The following is a 16,574-nucleotide window of genomic DNA, read 5'->3' as shown; positions in this document are numbered from 1 at the left end:
ATCGCGCGAAGCCGCGCAAATGAAAAACCCCCGCGAAGCGATTCGCGGGGGTTTTTCTTTGGCTCGGGGAAAAACGGCGATCAGCCCGTCTTGCGCGCCGCCGTCTTCTTCACGGCGGCCTTTTTCGCCGGCGCTTTCTTCGCGGCGGGCTTCGCGCGCGTCGTCTTCGCGGCTACGGCGACATCGCTGTCGCCGCTTTCATCGCCGCTATCGGACTGCGCTTCCGCCGCAGCGCCGCGTTTGGCCGCAGCCGTCTTCGCGCCCGGCTTGGCTTCCTTCTTTTCGAATTCGAAGCCGATCTTGCCGTCCGGCTGCTTGACGAGAAACGCCTTGAAATTGCGTCCCGTGCGCGACGACTTGAAGTTCGTCAGCAAATCCGTGCGGCCGTCGCCCAGCAGCTTTTGCATCTGCTCGCGTGCGATTTCCTGTTGCAAGATCACCTTGCCCGAGCGGAAGTCGCACGTCTTCGGATTCGATACCGAGTTCTCGCAGACGTAGCTCATGCCGTGCTCGAATACGCGCGACTGGCACTTCGGACACGCGCCGACCGGCGTCTGCTCGGAGAAATCGGGCGGTTCGCCGTCTTCGCCGCCGCTGTCCTGGCCGAAGTCGAATTCGAGCTTGTAGTTCTTGATTTCGTCATCGAGCGCGAGCTTGAGAATCGCCGAGAACGGACGGCCCATCTTGCTGCGGAATCCCGACAGCGGTCCGATGGTTTTCTCGCGCAGCAACTCCTCGACTTCCGCGATCTCGAACTGCCGGCCGCCCGGAATCTTCGAAATGGAGAATTCGCACTTCGTGCACGCGAAGCGGCGATAGTTTTCCTTCACCTGCGAGCCGCAATTCGGACACGGCGTTTCGAGCGTCGCGTAATCGCCGGGAATCGTGTCGGAGTCGTATTCCTTCGCGCGCTTGACGATGGTCTGCGTCATCCGCGCGATTTCCTGCATGAACTGATCGCGATGCAGGCTGCCGCGCTCCATCTGCGACAGCTTGTGCTCCCATTGGCCGGTGAGTTCGGGTGCGGTGAGTTCTTCGACGCCAAGCCCGCGCAGAAGCGTCATCAACTGGAACGCCTTGGCGGTCGGAATCAGCTCGCGGCCTTCGCGCACCATGTACTTCTCGCCGAGCAGCCCTTCGATGATGGCCGCGCGCGTGGCCGGTGTGCCGAGGCCCTTTGCGGCCATGGCGTCGCGCAATTCTTCGTCTTCGACGAGCTTGCCCGCGCCTTCCATCGCCGAGAGCAGCGACGCTTCGTTGTAGCGCGCGGGCGGCTTGGTCACGAGACCGTGCGCTGCGACCTTCTCGACATCGACGTTTTCGTTCTTCTGCACCGGCACGAGGTTGCCGTCCTCGCCCGCGGCTTCGCGGCCATAGACCTGCAGCCAGCCCGGCTCGACGAGCACCTTGCCTTCCGTCTTGAAGTGATGCCCCGAGACTTCGGTGATGCGCGTCGTCACGAGATATTCGGCCGCCGGGAAGAACACCGACAGGAATCGCTTCACGACGAGGTCATACAGCTTCTGTTCGGGCTCGGACAGCGATTTCGGCGCCTGCAGCGTCGGAATGATGGCGAAGTGATCGCTGATCTTCGAATTGTCGAAGATGCGCTTGTTCGGCTTCACCCAGCCCTTGTCGAGCACCTGCTTCGCGAACGGGAGATAGTTGTTGCTCTCCTTGAGCATGGTCATCGTGTCCTTGACCGTGCTCAAGTAGTCCTCGGGCAGCGCGCGCGAATCGGTACGCGGATAGGTCAGGACCTTGTGCTTTTCATACAGCGCCTGCGCGAGTCCGAGCGTGTTCTTCGCCGAGAAGCCGAAGCGGCCGTTGGCTTCGCGCTGCAAACTCGTCAGATCGAACAGCAGCGGCGACATTTGCGTCGACGGCTTCGATTCTTCCGTCACCGTGCCGGTCTTACCGCGGCACGCCGCGACGACCGTTTCCGCCGCCGCGAGGCTCCACAGGCGCGAATCGCGCTGCTCGGGATCGTTTTCGACGCGCTTGAACTTCGGATCGAACCAGCGGCCTTCGTAGATGCCCTTCGCGGCGATGAACTCGGCGCGCACTTCCCAATAGTCGCGCGGCACGAAACGACGGATTTTCTCCTCACGTTCGACGACGATAGACAACGTTGGCGTCTGAACGCGGCCAACGGTCGTCAGGAAGAAGCCGCCGCCCTTGCTGTTGAACGCCGTCATCGCGCGCGTGCCGTTGATGCCGACGAGCCAGTCGGCTTCGGAGCGGCAGCGGGCGGCGTCGGCGAGCGGCTGCATGTCGGCGTCGCTGCGCAGGTTCGCGAAGCCTTCGCGGATCGCGGCGGGCGTCATCGATTGCAGCCAGAGGCGCTGGACCGGCTGCTTCGCTTTCGCGTGCTGCGCGATCAGCCGGAAGATCAGCTCGCCCTCACGCCCCGCGTCGCATGCGTTGATGAGGCGGTCGATGTCCTTACGCTTCATCAGCCTCGTCAGCACCTTCAGGCGCGACTCGCTTTTCGCGATCGGATTCAGGTCGAAATGCGGCGGAATGACCGGCAGATTCGTGAAGCTCCATTTGCCGCGCTTGACGTCGTATTCCTCGGGCGCCGCGATCTCGAGCAAATGGCCGACCGCGGACGAGATGACGTAATCGTCGCTCTCGAAATACTCGTCATGCTTGGTGAAGCCGCCCAGCGCACGCGCGATGTCGTTCGCGACGGAAGGCTTCTCAGCGATGATCAGGGCTTTGGACATGACTCTATAAGTGGGTAACTGGCAGCGACCCGGTTTGGGCTGCTTTAACGACCGCTTTATAGCACACGGTTTGTGCGGTGGTAGTCGAAGCGCGTATTCGGACGCTTCGATATGTGGCTTGCGAAGCGCATTTCGCGCGCAAAAACGATCAGGCCGTAACGAGCGCCGGACGCAGTTTCGGCGCACCGACCATGCCCGGCAGCGCGGTCAGATCGGTCAGCATACGATCGACGATGGACGCCTGAGGGAGCACCGTGCCGAAAAACCGCGTAGTGACCGAATCTTCGATGAGAATTGTCGGAAAATTTTCCACGTCGAGGTCGTCGAAGCGGTCGGCGTGATTCTCGATATCGATCCACGCGAAGCAGATATCCGGATGCGCATCCGCCAGCCTGTCGAATCCTTCGCGATATTCGCGGCAGGTGCCGCACCATTCGGCGCACAGACAGGCGACGAACAGCGTGCCGGGCACGGCGATGCGCTCCGCGATGAGATCGGCATCGGTATCGAGATTCAGCGCGGACATGGCGGGTGCGAAATCCTTTATTCGTGTGGACTGCGGGGACGGCTCATTTTTCCGCGAATGTAGCACGACGCGGCTTTACGAGCGCTCCACCGCCGTGTAGCGGCCGCCCGCGAGCGCCGCGATCTGGCCCGCCAGTTCCAGCGGCAGCAAGGCGGCCTGAAGCGCGGCGCCGTCGAGCCCGGTGCGCGCGGCGAGAATTTCCAGCGTCGCGGGCGCGTGGCCAAGCGCGTCGAGAACGCGGGCGGCGTCGTCGCTCATGGAGCAATCCGCAATTCGCGCCGATGCCCACGATGCGCTCACCGGTCGCGGCTTCGGCCGTGCCGCCGCCGGAGGAACAGACGGCAAACCGAACTCTTCGAGCACGTCCTCCGGCGTTTCGACCAGCTTCGCGCCCTGCTTGATCAGCCGATGGCAACCTTGCGAAAGCGGCGCGTGGATCGATCCGGGAAGCGCGAAGACATCACGCCCCATTTCGTTCGCAAGCCGCGCGGTGATGAGCGATCCGGAGCGCATCGCCGCTTCCACGATCAGCACGCCGCTCGACAGACCCGCGATCAGCCGGTTTCGCTGCGGAAAATTCGCCGACCGGGCGGGCGTGCCGAGCGGCCATTCCGACAGCATCGCGCCATCGCGAGCGATTTCGTGCGCGAGCGTGTGATGCGCCGCCGGGTACACGAGATCGATGCCCGTGCCGATCACCGCGACCGTGCCGGTGGCGCCTTCCAGCGCGCCACGATGCGCGGACGCATCGATGCCGAGCGCAAGCCCCGATGTCACCGCCAGTCCCGCATCCGACATCGCGCGGGCAAAGCGCCGCGCATCTTCCAGGCCTTGCGGCGTGGCGTGCCGGCTGCCGACGATCGCGATCGCGCGCGTCTGGAGCAGATCGAGCCGGCCTTTCGCGTAGAGCAGCGGCGGCGGGTCGGGCATGGTGAGCAGCGCTTATGGATAAGCCGCATCGGCGAACGTCAGAACGTGGTTGCCCGGCTCCGACGCCCATGCCAGCACCGCTTCAATATAGTGGTCGAACGGGACACCTTCGATGCCGGACGGCGGCGCGAGCACGGCTTCGGCGGCGCGGGCATCGGCGGCTTCGGTGAGCGATGCGAAGCTTTCCGAAAGCACTTCGAGCGGCCCGCCGAACGCGCCGAGCAGCGCGCGCAGCGCGAGCGGCTTCAGGCCCTTCGTGTGCGCGAGCCGCAGCCAGGCGCGCAGTTCGTGGGCATCGGGTGTCGAGGCGGTTTTCCCGGTCGGCATGTCAGCGGTCGTCATGTTAAGATTTTTGATCCGGAAACAGATAAAGAAAGGTCGCTCAGGCCGGTCCAGAGCCCGAAGCGACACCGATTGGCCGCTTGCCGGCGGCGTTTGAATCCACGCGATTCACCCGCATATCTTCGGCATGCCGCCCCATTACCCGCAACCTGGCCGAATGGCCGATTTACACGCGTCGCGGCGCGCGTAGACAATCCGAATCATGGCTCTGCTCAAGATACTGAACTACCCGGACAAGCGGCTGAACAAGGTGGCGAAGCCCGTCGCCGTCGTCGATGACCGCATCCGCAAACTCGTCGCCGACATGGCCGAGACGATGTACGCCGCGCCCGGCGTCGGCCTCGCAGCGACGCAGGTGGACGTGCACGAGCGCGTGATCGTGATCGACGTCTCGGACGCGCACGATCAGTTGATGGTCTTCATCAACCCGGAAATCGTCTGGTCGAGCGATCAGAAGAAGGAATGGGAAGAAGGCTGCCTGTCGGTGCCGGGCATTTACGATTTCGTCGAGCGGCCCGACAAAGTGCGCGTGAAGGCGCTGAACCAGAAGGGTGAGACCTTCGAGCTGGATTGCGAGGGCCTGCTCGCGGTCTGCATCCAGCACGAGATGGATCATCTGGCGGGACATGTGTTCGTCGAATACCTGTCGCAACTCAAGCAAACCCGCATTCGCGGCAAGATGAAGAAGCTGGAAAAGGCGCTGTAACCGATGACTCAATCGCTGCGCGTGGTTTTCGCCGGTACGCCGGAATTCGCTGCCGCCGCGCTCGCGGCCATTCACGCGGCGGGATTTTCCGTGCCGCTCGTCCTGACGCAGCCGGACCGCCCCGCCGGACGCGGCATGAAACTCACCGCGAGCCCGGTCAAGCGTTTTGCCGTGGAGCACGGCCTGAAGGTCGCGCAGCCCACGTCGCTGCGCCGCGCGGGCAAGTATCCGCAGGAAGCGGCCGAGGCCATAGATTTATTGCGCGACACGCCGCACGACGTCATGGTGGTCGCGGCTTACGGGCTGATCCTGCCGCAGGAAGTGCTCGACATCCCGCCGCGCGGCGCGATCAACATTCACGCGTCGCTGTTGCCGCGCTGGCGCGGCGCGGCCCCGATTCATCGTGCGATCGAAGCGGGCGACGCCGAGACCGGCATCACGCTCATGCAGATGGACGCCGGCCTCGACACCGGCGCGATGATCCGCGAGGCGCGCACGCCGATCCTCGCCGGCGACACCACAGCCACGCTGCACGACCGGCTCGCGCAGATGGGCGCGGAACTGATCGTCGCGGCGCTGCGCGATCTCGAACGCGACGGCGCGTTGCCGTCCACGCCGCAGCCCGAAGAAGGCACGACCTACGCCGAAAAGATCGCGAAGCACGAGGCCGCGCTCGACTGGCGCCGCCCGGCGCAAGAACTCGCGCGCCAGGTTCGCGCATTCGACCCGTTTCCCGGCGCATTCGGCACGCTCGACAACACCGCGATCAAAATCTGGTCCGCGCAGCCGGTCGACGGTTCCGGCACACCCGGAACGATCGCGGAGGTTTCGCCGGACGGCATCGTCGTGATGTGCGGCGAGGGCGCGCTGAAACTCACGCATTTGCAGAAACCCGGCGGCAAGCGCCTGCCCGCGCGCGAATTTCTCGCGGGCGCGGCGATTGAAAAAGGGCAGCGTTTCGCGCTCGGCGAGTCAGTCCGCGACGAGGACGCGGCGCTAAAATGAGGCGTCTCGACATAGCGATCGCCTGGAGTTTCCGATGCTCGGCATTACCGGTTTCACCTTCTTTCTCATCGCCGTTTTTCTGCTGAATGTCACGCCCGGCCCCGACACCGCGTATATCGTCGGGCGCAGCGTCGCTCAGGGGCGCGGCGCGGGCATCGTGTCGTCGCTCGGCATTTCGGCGGGCTGCATCGTTCATACGCTCGCGTGCGCGTTCGGGCTGACGGCGATTCTCGCCGCATCGGCGACGGCGTTCACGGTCATCAAGATCGCGGGCGCGATCTATCTGATTTATCTCGGCGTGCGGCTGATTTTCGCGAAACACGACGACACCGGAGCCGCACGTGAGCAAGCAAGCGAAAAAGCCGCGCCCAAATCGCTTAGCCAGCTTTTCGCGCAAGGCTTCGTCACGAACGTGCTGAACCCGAAGGTCGTGCTGTTCTTCGTGTCGTTTTTCCCTCAATTCGTCGCCGCCGACAGCGAGCACAAAACCCTCGCGTTCCTCGCGCTCGGCGTCGTGTTCATCGCCATGAGCACGGTCTGGAACAGCTTCGTCGCGTGGATCGCGGGCAGCGTCACCGAGCGCTTCGCGGGCAAATCGGGCGTCAAGAAGTGGCTGGATCGCGGCGTCGGCACGGCGTTCGTCGGGCTCGGCATCAAGCTCGCGACGACGCATCGATAAATCGCTTCAAATTGCGTCGGCGCGGATTGAATTATTGACGGACGCCCCTATCTAACATTTTGCTTACAATCGTGGTCCCGGTCATGTCGGCCGGGGCAACCGCGCACTTCGCGCACTGCATTTGAGGAGAGGAGCTCCGGACATGTTCAACTGGGTCAAAACCGCGATGCTGATGGCTGCGATCACGGCCCTCTTTGTCGTGATCGGCGGCATGATCGGCGGATCGAAGGGCATGATGCTCGCGCTGATCATCGCGCTCGGCATGAATTTCTTTTCGTACTGGTTCTCGGACAAGATGGTTCTGCGCATGTACAACGCGCAGGAAGTCGACGAAACCACCGCGCCGCAGTTTTATCGCATGGTGCGCGAGCTCGCCACGCGCGCTCAGTTGCCGATGCCGCGCGTCTATCTGATCAACGAAGACGCGCCGAACGCGTTCGCGACGGGCCGCAATCCGGAGCACGCGGCGGTCGCGGCGACCACGGGCATTCTGCGCGTGCTGTCCGAGCGCGAAATGCGCGGCGTGATGGCGCACGAACTGGCGCACGTGAAGCACCGCGACATCCTGATCTCGACCGTCTCGGCGACGATGGCCGGCGCGATCTCCGCGCTCGCGAACTTCGCGATGTTCTTCGGCGGGCGCGACGACGAAGGCCGTCCGGTCAATCCGATCGCGGGCATTTTGCTGGCGATTCTCGCGCCGATCGCGGGCGCGCTGATCCAGATGGCGATTTCCCGCGCGCGCGAATTCGAAGCCGATCGCGGCGGCGCGGAGATTTCAGGCGATCCGCAGGCGCTCGCAAGCGCGCTGGAAAAGATTCACGCTTACGCGAGCGGGGTGCCGTTCCCGACCGCCGAGCAGCACCCGGCGACCGCGCAGATGATGATCATGAATCCGCTGTCGGGCGGCGGCATCGCGAATCTGTTCTCGACGCACCCCGCGACGGAAGAGCGCGTCGCCCGTCTGATGGAGATGGCGCGCACGGGCCGTTTCTAAAGCGCGTAACGTTGTCATGAAGGCCGTTCCGGTTGCGCCGGAACGGCCTTTTTCTTGTCCGGCCGCCGCCCGCCGGGGCGCGCAATCCCCGCACGTTACAATTCCCCGTTCGCGCGACTCCGCGCACAGCCGTTGACCGTTTCCGTTTCGCCATGACCGACAAGCCTTCCCGGCGGCCCGCCGCCGCGCATTCCCGCCTGAGCGCGCTGCATCTCGCGCCCGATTCGCTCGCGTTCGCGCTCGACAGCGCGGCGCAAGCCGTGGGCGCGGTGCGTGCGGGCTCGGCGCTGCCGGCGGCGTTGCAGACGGTCGTCGGCACCGGCAAATCCGCGGCGGCGCGCGGCGCGGTTCAGGACATCGCGTATCGCACGATGCGCCGTCTCGCGCTCGCCGATGCGCTCCTCCACAAGCTGGTGAAGAAAGCACCGCCGCCGCATGTGGCCAACGTGCTCGTCTGCGCGTTCACACTGCTCGCCGACGACGAAGCGCGCGCGGCCTACACGCCCTTCACCGTCGTCGATCAGGCTGTGACCGCGATTGCCGCGCGCCGCGAGTTTGCCTTCGCGAAGGGGCTGGTCAACGCGGTGCTGCGCAATTTCCTGCGCGAGCGCGATAGCTCGATCGACGAAGTGCGCAAGAACGAAGTCGCGCGCTGGAACTATCCACAATGGTGGATCGACGCAGTCAGACGCGGCCAGCCGAACGCCTGGGAGCGCATCCTCGAAGCGGGCAATGCGCAAGGGCCGCTCACGCTGCGCGTGAACGCGCGGCATGCCAGCGTCGATGACTATCTGTCGCGTCTGCGCGAGGCGCATATCGAAGCGGACGCGGCGGGTCTGCACGCGGTGCGCCTGAAAACGCCGATGCCCGTCGATCGCATTCCCGGCTTCGACGAGGGCGTCGTGTCGGTGCAGGATGCGGGCGCGCAACTCGCCGCGCAACTGCTCGCCGCGAAGGACGGCATGCGCGTGCTCGACGCGTGCGCCGCGCCCGGCGGAAAGACGGGCCATATTCTCGAACTCGCGGATGTCGATCTGATCGCGCTCGAAAGCGATGCCGAGCGCTCGGGCCGCATCGGACAGAATCTGACGCGCCTCAAGCTCGATGCGCGAATCGAAGTCGGCGACGCCGGCGATCCCGCGCAATGGTTCGACGGCACGCCGTTCGATCGCATTCTCGCGGACGTGCCGTGCTCGGCGTCGGGCATCGTGCGGCGTCATCCGGACATTCGCTGGCTGCGGCGCGCGTCGGACATCGATGCGCTCGTCGCCGAGCAGCGGCGCATTCTGAACGCGTTGTGGCCGCTCGTCGCGAAGGGCGGCGAGCTGCTTTACGTGACATGTTCGATCTTTCCCGAGGAGGGCGAAGAGCAGGCACGCTGGTTTGGAACCGCGCATGAAGATGCGGTACGATTGGACGCGCCGGGCCAATTGTTGCCGACAGCGGCGCGCGCGAGCGCGGACGCGGTGCAAGGTTCACCGGACAGTACAAATCTCGCGAGTCCGGACCGGGACGCGGAAATCATCGCGGACCACGACGGATTCTTCTACGCGCGCTTTCAGAAACGGTGACGATCAAACGCTTTTTTCCGCTTCGGCTCGCGGCCGTCATCTGGACTGCGCTGACGCTCTGGCTGACCTTCGCCACAGCCGAACCGGCGTTTGCCGAGACGATCGCCGTGCAGCGCGCGTCTTTGCAGGCCGACAATGCGGGCTGGAGTCTCGACGCGCATTTCGACTTCGATCTCAACAGCAGTCTCGAAGAAGCCGTGAACCGCAGCGTGCCGCTCTATTTCACCATCGACTTTGCGCTGTCGCGGCCGCGCTGGTATTGGTTCGACGAAGAACCGGTCAACGTGTCGCAGAGCATCCGGCTTTCCTATCAGCCGCTGACGAACGAATATCGCGTGTCCACGGGCGGCCTTCAGTTGCGTTTCGCCTCGCTCAACGAGGCGCTCGCGGTCATCCGGCACGTGACTTCGTGGCACGTCATCGACCGCAATCAGGTACATGGCGGAGAAACCTATACCGCATCGGTGCGCATGCAGCTCGACATCGCATTGATGCCCAAGCCGTTCCAGATCGATGCGGTGAATAACCGCGACTGGAACCTTTCCTCGGACTGGAAGCGTTTTACATTTACGGCGGCGGAACGTGCGAAATAGATTTCGACGCGGCCGCACGGACATGAAAAGTTTCGTCGTCCGGCTGCTCGTCTCCACGGTTGCGCTCACGGCGGTTCTGCTGCTCGTGATGCTCGCGCTCGCGAGCGCGAACACCGAGTTCTTCGACCGCTATTACGGCTGGCTCTACGCGGCGAACGTGGCGGTGGCGATCGTCTTCATGCTCATCGTCATCAGCCTAATCGTGATCATCGTGACACGGGTGAGGCAAGGGCGCTTCGGCACGCGATTGCTGGCGAAGCTCGCGCTCATCTTCGCGCTCGTCGGCGTGGTGCCGGGCGCGATCATCTATGTGGTTTCGTATCAGTTCGTGTCGCGCAGCATCGAATCGTGGTTCGACGTGAACGTGGAAACCGCGCTTACGTCAGGCCTCACGCTCGGCCGCGGCATGCTCGAAACCTCGCTCGCCGACTTCAAGAACCGCGGCCGGCAGATGAGCGATCAGCTCGCGAGCGCCGATCCGTCGAGCCTCACGCTTTCGCTGTTGCGCTTGCGCGATCAGTACGGCGTGCAGGATGCCGTCGTGTTCGAGCGTCCGCGCGATCAGTACAACCGCGAGGATCTGTCGTCGAACAACGGCTTGCAGCGCGGTACGGGCTTGCGCACGGTGGCGCAGGCATCGGGCAATTACTACGCGCTCCTGCCGACCAACGAGCCGACGAGCACGATGCTCAAGGAGGCGCAGGATCATCCGTATGGCGCGATCGAAGGCGAGATAGACGGCGATCCGAAATCGAACGGGCCGAAGGGCGCGCTGCGATTACGCGTGGTCACGAAGATTCCCGATCCGACGACAACGACCGAGTTTCAGCACGTCGACCGCTTCCTGCAGATCGAGCAGCCGGTGAGCCAGGAGCTCGCGCGCAACGCCGATGCCGTGCAGCGCGCGTATCGCGAGTATCAGGAAAAGCGGCTCGGGCGCACGGGCTTGCGCAAGATGTATATCGGCACGCTGACGCTCGCGCTCTTTCTCGCGACCTTCATCGCCATGATGCTTGCGCTCGCGCTTGGCAATCAGCTCGCGCGCCCGCTGTTCCTGCTCGCGCAGGGCACGAAGGAAGTGGCCGAAGGCGACTACACGCCCAAACGGGAAATCAATTCGCGCGACGAACTCGGCTTTCTCACGCAGTCGTTCAACGCGATGACGCGCCAGCTATCCGAGGCGCGCGCGGCGGTCGAGAACAATCGCATCGCGCTCGAGCATTCGAAGGCGTATCTGGAAAGCATTCTCGCGAACCTCACCGCGGGCGTGTTCGTGTTCGACCGGCAGTTCCGCCTCGCCACGGCGAATCGCGGGGCGGAGCGCATCTTCCGCCAGCCGTTCGGCGCGCTGGTCAATCAGCCGCTCGATCATATCGATGTCCTCGCGGAATTCGGCGCGATGGTGAAAAAGGCGTTCGCCGAACGCGATGCGGCATCGAGCGGCTCGGATCATCCGGTCGGCGATCGCGGTCACTGGCAGCAGCAGGTCGCGGTGACGGTGCCGGGCGAGAACGATCCGCTCACGCTGCTCGTGCGAGGCACGCAATTGCTGAGCGTGACCGAGAGCGACTCCGAAGATGCGGAGACGACCGGCTACGTCGTCGTGTTCGATGACATTTCCGACGTCATCTCCGCACAGCGCTCGGTCGCGTGGGGCGAAGTCGCGCGGCGTCTCGCGCACGAGATCAAGAATCCGCTCACGCCCATTCAGCTTTCGGCGGAGCGCCTGCAAATGAAGCTCGCCGACAAACTCGCGCCGACGGACGCCGAGGTGCTCAAGCGCGCGTCGACGACCATCGTCAATCAGGTGCAGGCGATGAAGCAGATGGTCGACGATTTCCGCGAATACGCGCGCACGCCGCCCGCCGTGCTCGGCAATCTGCAACTGAACGAGCTCGTGGGCGAAGTGCTGACGCTTTACGGCATCGAAGACGGCAAGACGCCGATCAAGGTCGATCTCGCGAAGCTGCCGGTGATTCGCGGCGACGCGACGCAGATTCGCCAGGTCATCCACAACCTGCTTCAGAACGCGCAGGACGCGGTGGCGGATGTCGCGGAGCCGCGCGTGCTCCTCGAAACGAGGACAGTAGAATATGGCGAGCCCGATGCTTCGGGTCATGCGCGCGTCGCGGTTCGCCTGACGGTCTCGGACAACGGCACGGGCTTTCCGGCGCGTATCCTTTCGCGGGCTTTCGAGCCTTACGTGACGACGAAAGCGAAGGGCACGGGTCTGGGACTTGCAACCGTGAAGAAGATCGTCGACGAGCATGGCGCGCGCATCGACATACGCAACCGCTCGAAGACAGCGGATGTGATCGAAGGGGCGCAGATATCGATTCTGTTTCTACAACTCGCGGACGATACCGCAGCGCCCGGCGCGACGCCGCCGGGGGCCGGTGCCGCGGGGAATCACGGAACGACAAAAGCAACAGTGCAGACAAGGGCAGCTTAAATGGCAACCATCCTGGTGGTAGACGATGAAATGGGGATCCGGGAACTGCTCTCCGAGATCCTGAGCGATGAAGGTCACGTTGTGGAAGTGGCGGAGAACGCGCAGCATGCGCGCGACTACCGTCTGCAGCAGACGCCCGATCTCGTATTGCTCGACATCTGGATGCCCGACACCGATGGCGTGACCCTGCTCAAAGAGTGGGCCGCGCAGGGCAAGCTGACGATGCCGGTGATCATGATGTCGGGCCACGCGACCATCGACACGGCGGTCGAAGCGACCAAGATCGGCGCGCTCAACTTTCTCGAGAAGCCCATCGCGCTGCAAAAGCTGCTGAAGGCGGTCGAGCAGGGGCTTGCGCACGGCACCGCGCCGGCGCCCGTGGCCGCGGCCGCGAAGCCGCCGGCGAGCGCGAGCGCATCGGGCGTGCCCGTGGCGGCTGCATTGCCGATGGCGTCGTCGCTGAACGCATCCGGCGATGCGGCTGCGAGCGGCGCGGCGCAGAATCAGGCGGGACAGACGGCGTCCATCTCGTTCGATATCCCGTTGCGCGATGCGCGCGACGCGTTCGAGCGCGCGTACTTCGAGTATCACCTCGCGCGCGAGAACGGCAGCATGACGCGCGTCGCGGAAAAGACGGGACTGGAGCGCACGCACTTGTATCGCAAGCTCAAGCAACTGGGCGTCGATCTCGGCAAGAACAAGAGCGAGGTCTGACGGCGTCTTCGACTATTCTGCAGAAAAATGCGCAGAGGGGCTTGAGGGGCACGATAGTCTCTGCTATAGTTTCACCTCTTCGTTGGCCCGGTAGCTCAGTTGGTAGAGCAGCGGATTGAAAATCCGCGTGTCGGTGGTTCGATTCCGCCCCAGGCCACCAGAATGCAAGAAGCCCGAGAGTGTTTATCGCTCTCGGGCTTTTTCTTTTTCCACGATCCAATCTCACTTCGGATTCGCCGCGACAAAGTTCTTGAACGCCGTGTACGCAGCCTTTTCCGTCTTGCCGTCGTTCTTCACGAGGCCGTAGTTACCTTCGCCGTCCGACGGATCATCGTAAAGCTGATACACCTGAATGGCCTGCACGTCGTACTGCGAAGCCAACGATACGAACTGCGCCATCATCCGGTTGCCGACCGTGTACGACGCGATCTGCTGATCGCTGCCGTGCCAGGGACGCACGCCGAACTCCGTCAGCCAGATCGGCTTGCCGAAGCGCTGCAGGACGCGAAGCACGTTGTGGCAACCGGTGCCGCCACAAGCGTTGGTGATGTCGCCTTGTTCCGAATACCAGTGCCATGCCGTGATGTCCCACGTCACCACCGGATGACCGCCTGATCCGTCGGGCTGCGTGCCTGCCGCGAGCATCTGATCGAAGCCATAATGCAGCCAGGTCTCGCCGCCCAGGATGATCTTGCCCGACGTGTCCACCGACTTGATGCCCGCGATCAACCCGCGGATCGCGCCGCGCGCCTTCTGAAAGATGGCGTTGTCGTACTGTTCCGGATAGACGCCGTCCACGTTGCCGAGCAGCGCGCCGTTGCTGGAGCCGAGTTCGTTCGCGACCTCGTAGTAGGGATAGCGGTAAGACTGCGCCGTTTGACGGCCGAGCGTGTAGCCCGCGTCATGAGCGTCGGACTCGCTGTCGAAGTCCGTGCCGACCAGCAGGACAGGGAAGACGGTCACGCCGCCCGCGGCCATCATCTTCGCGATGCCGGCGAGCTTGTTCACCGATGCCCGGTTGTACACCTCGTTCCGATAGAGCTTCACGCCCAGATTCTGCAATTGGGCAAGCTGTAGCGCCGGGCTCGAGATGTCGTATGCGCCGCCGCCGTTGTTGTGGCCGTTCGCACCGTAGAAGATGCCACGCGACGTCGACGCCGTGTCACTCGAAGCAGGGGCGCCGCTGGCCGCGACGGGGCTGCTTGCGGCGGTGGCGTCGTTCGTGGGCGTTTCGGTCGTTTTCGTGCTGCTGGCGGCGGTCGCCTCGCTGGCCGCGACGGCGTTGCCCGGTGCGCTAGCTTCCACGCTCGTGGTGGCGTTCGGGGCATCCTTGCCGCCGCCGCAGGCGGCGAGAAAAATGAGTGCAGCGAACACGCCGCCCATCAGCGCGACTTTCGGTGCTGAATTCATTCGGATGCCGAAGAATGATGTTTCCGACCGCAGGAGGCGTAGCGCGACGGCAGGGCCGCTGAGCGCGCATGCCGCCGAAACAAATTACCGATTTATTTCGCCAAAACGAGCAATATTTTCTGAAATTGGCGTCAACGCGCATAGGCTACTATCGTTCCGACGAAAACCCGGAATTGCTTCGTGAAATTCGCCGGCATCGCGGATGAAATGATCGACTCCCGCCAGTCGCGCAGCGCTCAGCGAACAACCGTGCCCCGTGATAAAATTCGCGCCGAATTAAGGACTTGCCTCGTCCTCGGACCCGCAAGTCCTTTTCTTTTCGACGCTCCGAAACGCGTGCGCGACGCGCCGCTGTCCCGCTATCGGCGGCATAAGAGGTGTGCGCGTCCGGGCGAAGGCCGCCGGCCTATACTGGACTCGCGGGCATTGCCGCCCGCGTCGCCGCTCATTGCGAAGTCCGGTCGCTCCGACTGCCTGTGCGGCGCGCGACGCCATCTCATTCACGGAGTACGGAGTTTTCACGGTGACTCGTATAGACGCTAAAGACAGCGCGCTCGTGCTGTTCTCCGGCGGCCAGGACTCGGCCACGTGCCTCGCCTGGGCGCTAGAACGCTACAGGACGGTCGAGACGCTCGGCTTCGATTACGGACAGCGGCATCGCGTGGAACTGGAATGCCGCGACGGCTTTCGTGCCGCGATCGCGCGCGAATTTCCGCGGTGGGCCGAGCGTCTGGGCGAAGATCACATGATCGATCTCTCCGTGCTCGGCGCGATCAGCGATACCGCGATGACACGCGAGATCGAAATCCAGGCGACGGCGAGCGGCCTGCCCAACACCTTCGTGCCGGGCCGCAACCTGCTGTTCATGACGATCGCCGCCGCATTGGCGTATCGGCGTGGTTTGAAGGTGCTGGTCGGTGGCATGTGCGAGACGGATTTTTCCGGCTACCCCGATTGCCGCGACGACACCATGAAAGCGCTGCAAGTCGCGCTCAATCTCGGCATGGAAACGCGCTACGCGCTGGAAACGCCGCTCATGTGGCTCGACAAGGCCGATACGTGGCGCCTTGCCGAAACGCTCGGCGGCGAAGCGCTCGTCGAGTTGGTCCGCGTCGAAACGCATACGTGTTATGTCGGCGAGCGCGCGGAGTTGCATGACTGGGGCTTCGGCTGCGGCCAGTGCCCGGCATGCAAACTGCGCAAGCGAGGTTTCGAGGCGTATCGCGCGGGCGAGCAGGTCGACGTCGCGCCGGTTTGATTTTTTATTCGAGGTTCACAGAGCAGTCATGACGTACGCGGTAAAGGAAATCTTCTATACGCTGCAGGGCGAAGGCGCCAATGCCGGTCGTCCGGCCGTGTTCTGCCGTTTCGCGGGCTGCAATCTGTGGTCGGGGCGCGAGGAAGATCGCGCGGACGCCGTCTGCCAGTTCTGCGATACCGATTTCGTCGGCACCGATGGCGAGAACGGTGGCAAGTACAAGACGCCGGCGGAGCTCGTCGCGAAAATCGCGTCGTTGTGGCCGGAAGGCGCGGCCCACAAATTCGTCGTGTGTACGGGCGGCGAGCCGATGCTGCAGATCGATCAACCCTTCGTCGACGCGCTGCACGAAGCCGGCTTCGAAATGGCGATCGAAACGAACGGCTCGCTGCCGGTTCTCGAAAGCATCGACTGGATTTGCGTGAGCCCGAAGGCCGACGCGCCGCTCGTCGTGACGAAAGGCAACGAACTGAAGGTCGTGGTGCCGCAAGACAACCAGCGCCTCGCGGAGTACGAAAAGCTCGACTTCGAATACTTCCTCGTCCAGCCGATGGACGGCCCCTCGCGCGACATCAACACGAAGCTCGCGATCGACTGGTGCAAGCGGCATCCCAAGTGGCGCCTGTCGATGCAGACGCACAAATATCTGAACATCCCCTGAA

Annotated in this window: 13 protein-coding genes, 1 tRNA gene and 1 pseudogene; 11 read left to right on the top strand and 4 right to left on the bottom strand. The window is 63.8% G+C overall.

Translation table 11 applies throughout. The annotated features are described in order from the left end of the window. Positions 1 to 80: 80 nt before the first annotated feature. The 3 genes and pseudogenes from AWB70_RS02375 to dprA form a co-directional block, all read right to left on the bottom strand. Entirely contained in the window at positions 81 to 2,729 is a 2,649-nt protein-coding gene (locus tag AWB70_RS02375) for a DNA topoisomerase III (RefSeq protein WP_053567271.1), read from the bottom strand. Between the two features lie 148 nt (positions 2,730 to 2,877). Further along, positions 2,878 to 3,255, bottom strand: coding sequence for a thioredoxin family protein (locus AWB70_RS02370; RefSeq protein ID WP_014190098.1), 378 nt, complete (start codon positions 3,253 to 3,255; stop codon positions 2,878 to 2,880). Between the two features lie 75 nt (positions 3,256 to 3,330). Further along, a pseudogene (dprA, locus tag AWB70_RS02365) lies at positions 3,331 to 4,527 on the bottom strand (DNA-processing protein DprA). A 202-nt stretch (positions 4,528 to 4,729) separates the two neighbouring features. Here dprA and def point away from each other — a divergent pair. The 9 genes from def to AWB70_RS02320 all read left to right on the top strand — a co-directional run bounded on the left by def (position 4,730) and on the right by AWB70_RS02320 (position 13,404). Further along, a complete protein-coding gene (gene def / locus AWB70_RS02360) occupies positions 4,730 to 5,233 on the top strand; it encodes a peptide deformylase (RefSeq protein ID WP_014190100.1) in 504 nt (167 codons plus the stop codon). A 3-nt stretch (positions 5,234 to 5,236) separates the two neighbouring features. Beyond that, entirely contained in the window at positions 5,237 to 6,238 is a 1,002-nt protein-coding gene (gene fmt, locus AWB70_RS02355; protein ID WP_053567272.1) for a methionyl-tRNA formyltransferase, read from the top strand. Between the two features lie 34 nt (positions 6,239 to 6,272). Next, positions 6,273 to 6,917: a LysE family translocator gene (locus AWB70_RS02350; protein WP_053567273.1), complete on the top strand. Its 645-nt coding sequence runs from the start codon at positions 6,273 to 6,275 to the stop codon at positions 6,915 to 6,917. 142 nt (positions 6,918 to 7,059) lie between these two features. Further along, positions 7,060 to 7,914 carry a zinc metalloprotease HtpX gene (gene htpX, locus AWB70_RS02345; protein WP_041730039.1) on the top strand — a complete coding sequence of 285 codons (855 nt, stop codon included), beginning with the start codon at positions 7,060 to 7,062 and terminating at the stop codon, positions 7,912 to 7,914. Positions 7,915 to 8,066: 152 nt separating this feature from the next. After that, on the top strand, positions 8,067 to 9,485 hold the full coding sequence (gene rsmB / locus AWB70_RS02340) for a 16S rRNA (cytosine(967)-C(5))-methyltransferase RsmB (RefSeq protein ID WP_053567274.1): 1,419 nt from the start codon (positions 8,067 to 8,069) through the stop codon (positions 9,483 to 9,485). Next, the gene (locus AWB70_RS02335) at positions 9,482 to 10,078 is read left to right on the top strand and encodes a DUF4390 domain-containing protein (RefSeq protein WP_014190105.1); all 597 of its coding nucleotides are present in this window, start codon (positions 9,482 to 9,484) and stop codon (positions 10,076 to 10,078) included. Before rsmB ends, AWB70_RS02335 begins: the two co-directional genes overlap by 4 nt. Before the next feature lie 22 nt (positions 10,079 to 10,100). Beyond that, positions 10,101 to 12,530, top strand: a complete 2,430-nt coding sequence (locus AWB70_RS02330; RefSeq protein ID WP_053567275.1) for a sensor histidine kinase — start codon at positions 10,101 to 10,103, stop codon at positions 12,528 to 12,530. Beyond that, entirely contained in the window at positions 12,531 to 13,244 is a 714-nt protein-coding gene (gene esaR, locus AWB70_RS02325) for a response regulator transcription factor EsaR (protein WP_041730041.1), read from the top strand. It abuts the gene before it with no gap. Between the two features lie 84 nt (positions 13,245 to 13,328). Next, positions 13,329 to 13,404 (top strand) — tRNA-Phe (locus AWB70_RS02320). 62 nt (positions 13,405 to 13,466) lie between these two features. Here AWB70_RS02320 and AWB70_RS02315 read toward each other — a convergent pair. Further along, the gene (locus AWB70_RS02315) at positions 13,467 to 14,654 is read right to left on the bottom strand and encodes a glycosyl hydrolase (RefSeq protein WP_053567276.1); all 1,188 of its coding nucleotides are present in this window, start codon (positions 14,652 to 14,654) and stop codon (positions 13,467 to 13,469) included. Positions 14,655 to 15,177: 523 nt separating this feature from the next. Between AWB70_RS02315 and queC the strand changes: the two genes are divergently transcribed. Continuing rightward, complete coding sequence (queC, locus tag AWB70_RS02310) at positions 15,178 to 15,912, top strand: 7-cyano-7-deazaguanine synthase QueC (protein WP_053567277.1); 735 nt, start codon at positions 15,178 to 15,180, stop codon at positions 15,910 to 15,912. 28 nt (positions 15,913 to 15,940) lie between these two features. Next, on the top strand, positions 15,941 to 16,573 hold the full coding sequence (gene queE, locus AWB70_RS02305) for a 7-carboxy-7-deazaguanine synthase (RefSeq protein ID WP_053567278.1): 633 nt from the start codon (positions 15,941 to 15,943) through the stop codon (positions 16,571 to 16,573). Position 16,574 lies beyond the last annotated feature (1 nt).

Origin of the sequence: Caballeronia cordobensis (assembly GCF_001544575.2) — a bacterium.
In the GTDB taxonomy this organism is placed as follows: Bacteria; Pseudomonadota; Gammaproteobacteria; order Burkholderiales; family Burkholderiaceae; genus Caballeronia; species Caballeronia cordobensis.
This window is presented reverse-complemented; position numbering and strand designations above follow the sequence as displayed.

Excerpts from the sequence above, each read along its gene's own strand:
- AWB70_RS02370 (WP_014190098.1), bottom strand. The coding sequence starts at position 3,255 with ATGTCCGCGCTGAATCTCGATACCGATGCCGATCTCATCGCGGAGCGC.
- AWB70_RS02350 (WP_053567273.1), top strand. The coding sequence starts at position 6,273 with ATGCTCGGCATTACCGGTTTCACCTTCTTTCTCATCGCCGTTTTTCTG.
- esaR (WP_041730041.1), top strand. The coding sequence starts at position 12,531 with ATGGCAACCATCCTGGTGGTAGACGATGAAATGGGGATCCGGGAACTG.
- htpX (WP_041730039.1), top strand. The coding sequence starts at position 7,060 with ATGTTCAACTGGGTCAAAACCGCGATGCTGATGGCTGCGATCACGGCC.
- queE (WP_053567278.1), top strand. The coding sequence starts at position 15,941 with ATGACGTACGCGGTAAAGGAAATCTTCTATACGCTGCAGGGCGAAGGC.
- AWB70_RS02375 (WP_053567271.1), bottom strand. The coding sequence starts at position 2,729 with ATGTCCAAAGCCCTGATCATCGCTGAGAAGCCTTCCGTCGCGAACGAC.
- fmt (WP_053567272.1), top strand. The coding sequence starts at position 5,237 with ATGACTCAATCGCTGCGCGTGGTTTTCGCCGGTACGCCGGAATTCGCT.
- AWB70_RS02330 (WP_053567275.1), top strand. The coding sequence starts at position 10,101 with ATGAAAAGTTTCGTCGTCCGGCTGCTCGTCTCCACGGTTGCGCTCACG.
- AWB70_RS02315 (WP_053567276.1), bottom strand. The coding sequence starts at position 14,654 with ATGAATTCAGCACCGAAAGTCGCGCTGATGGGCGGCGTGTTCGCTGCA.
- rsmB (WP_053567274.1), top strand. The coding sequence starts at position 8,067 with ATGACCGACAAGCCTTCCCGGCGGCCCGCCGCCGCGCATTCCCGCCTG.
- def (WP_014190100.1), top strand. The coding sequence starts at position 4,730 with ATGGCTCTGCTCAAGATACTGAACTACCCGGACAAGCGGCTGAACAAG.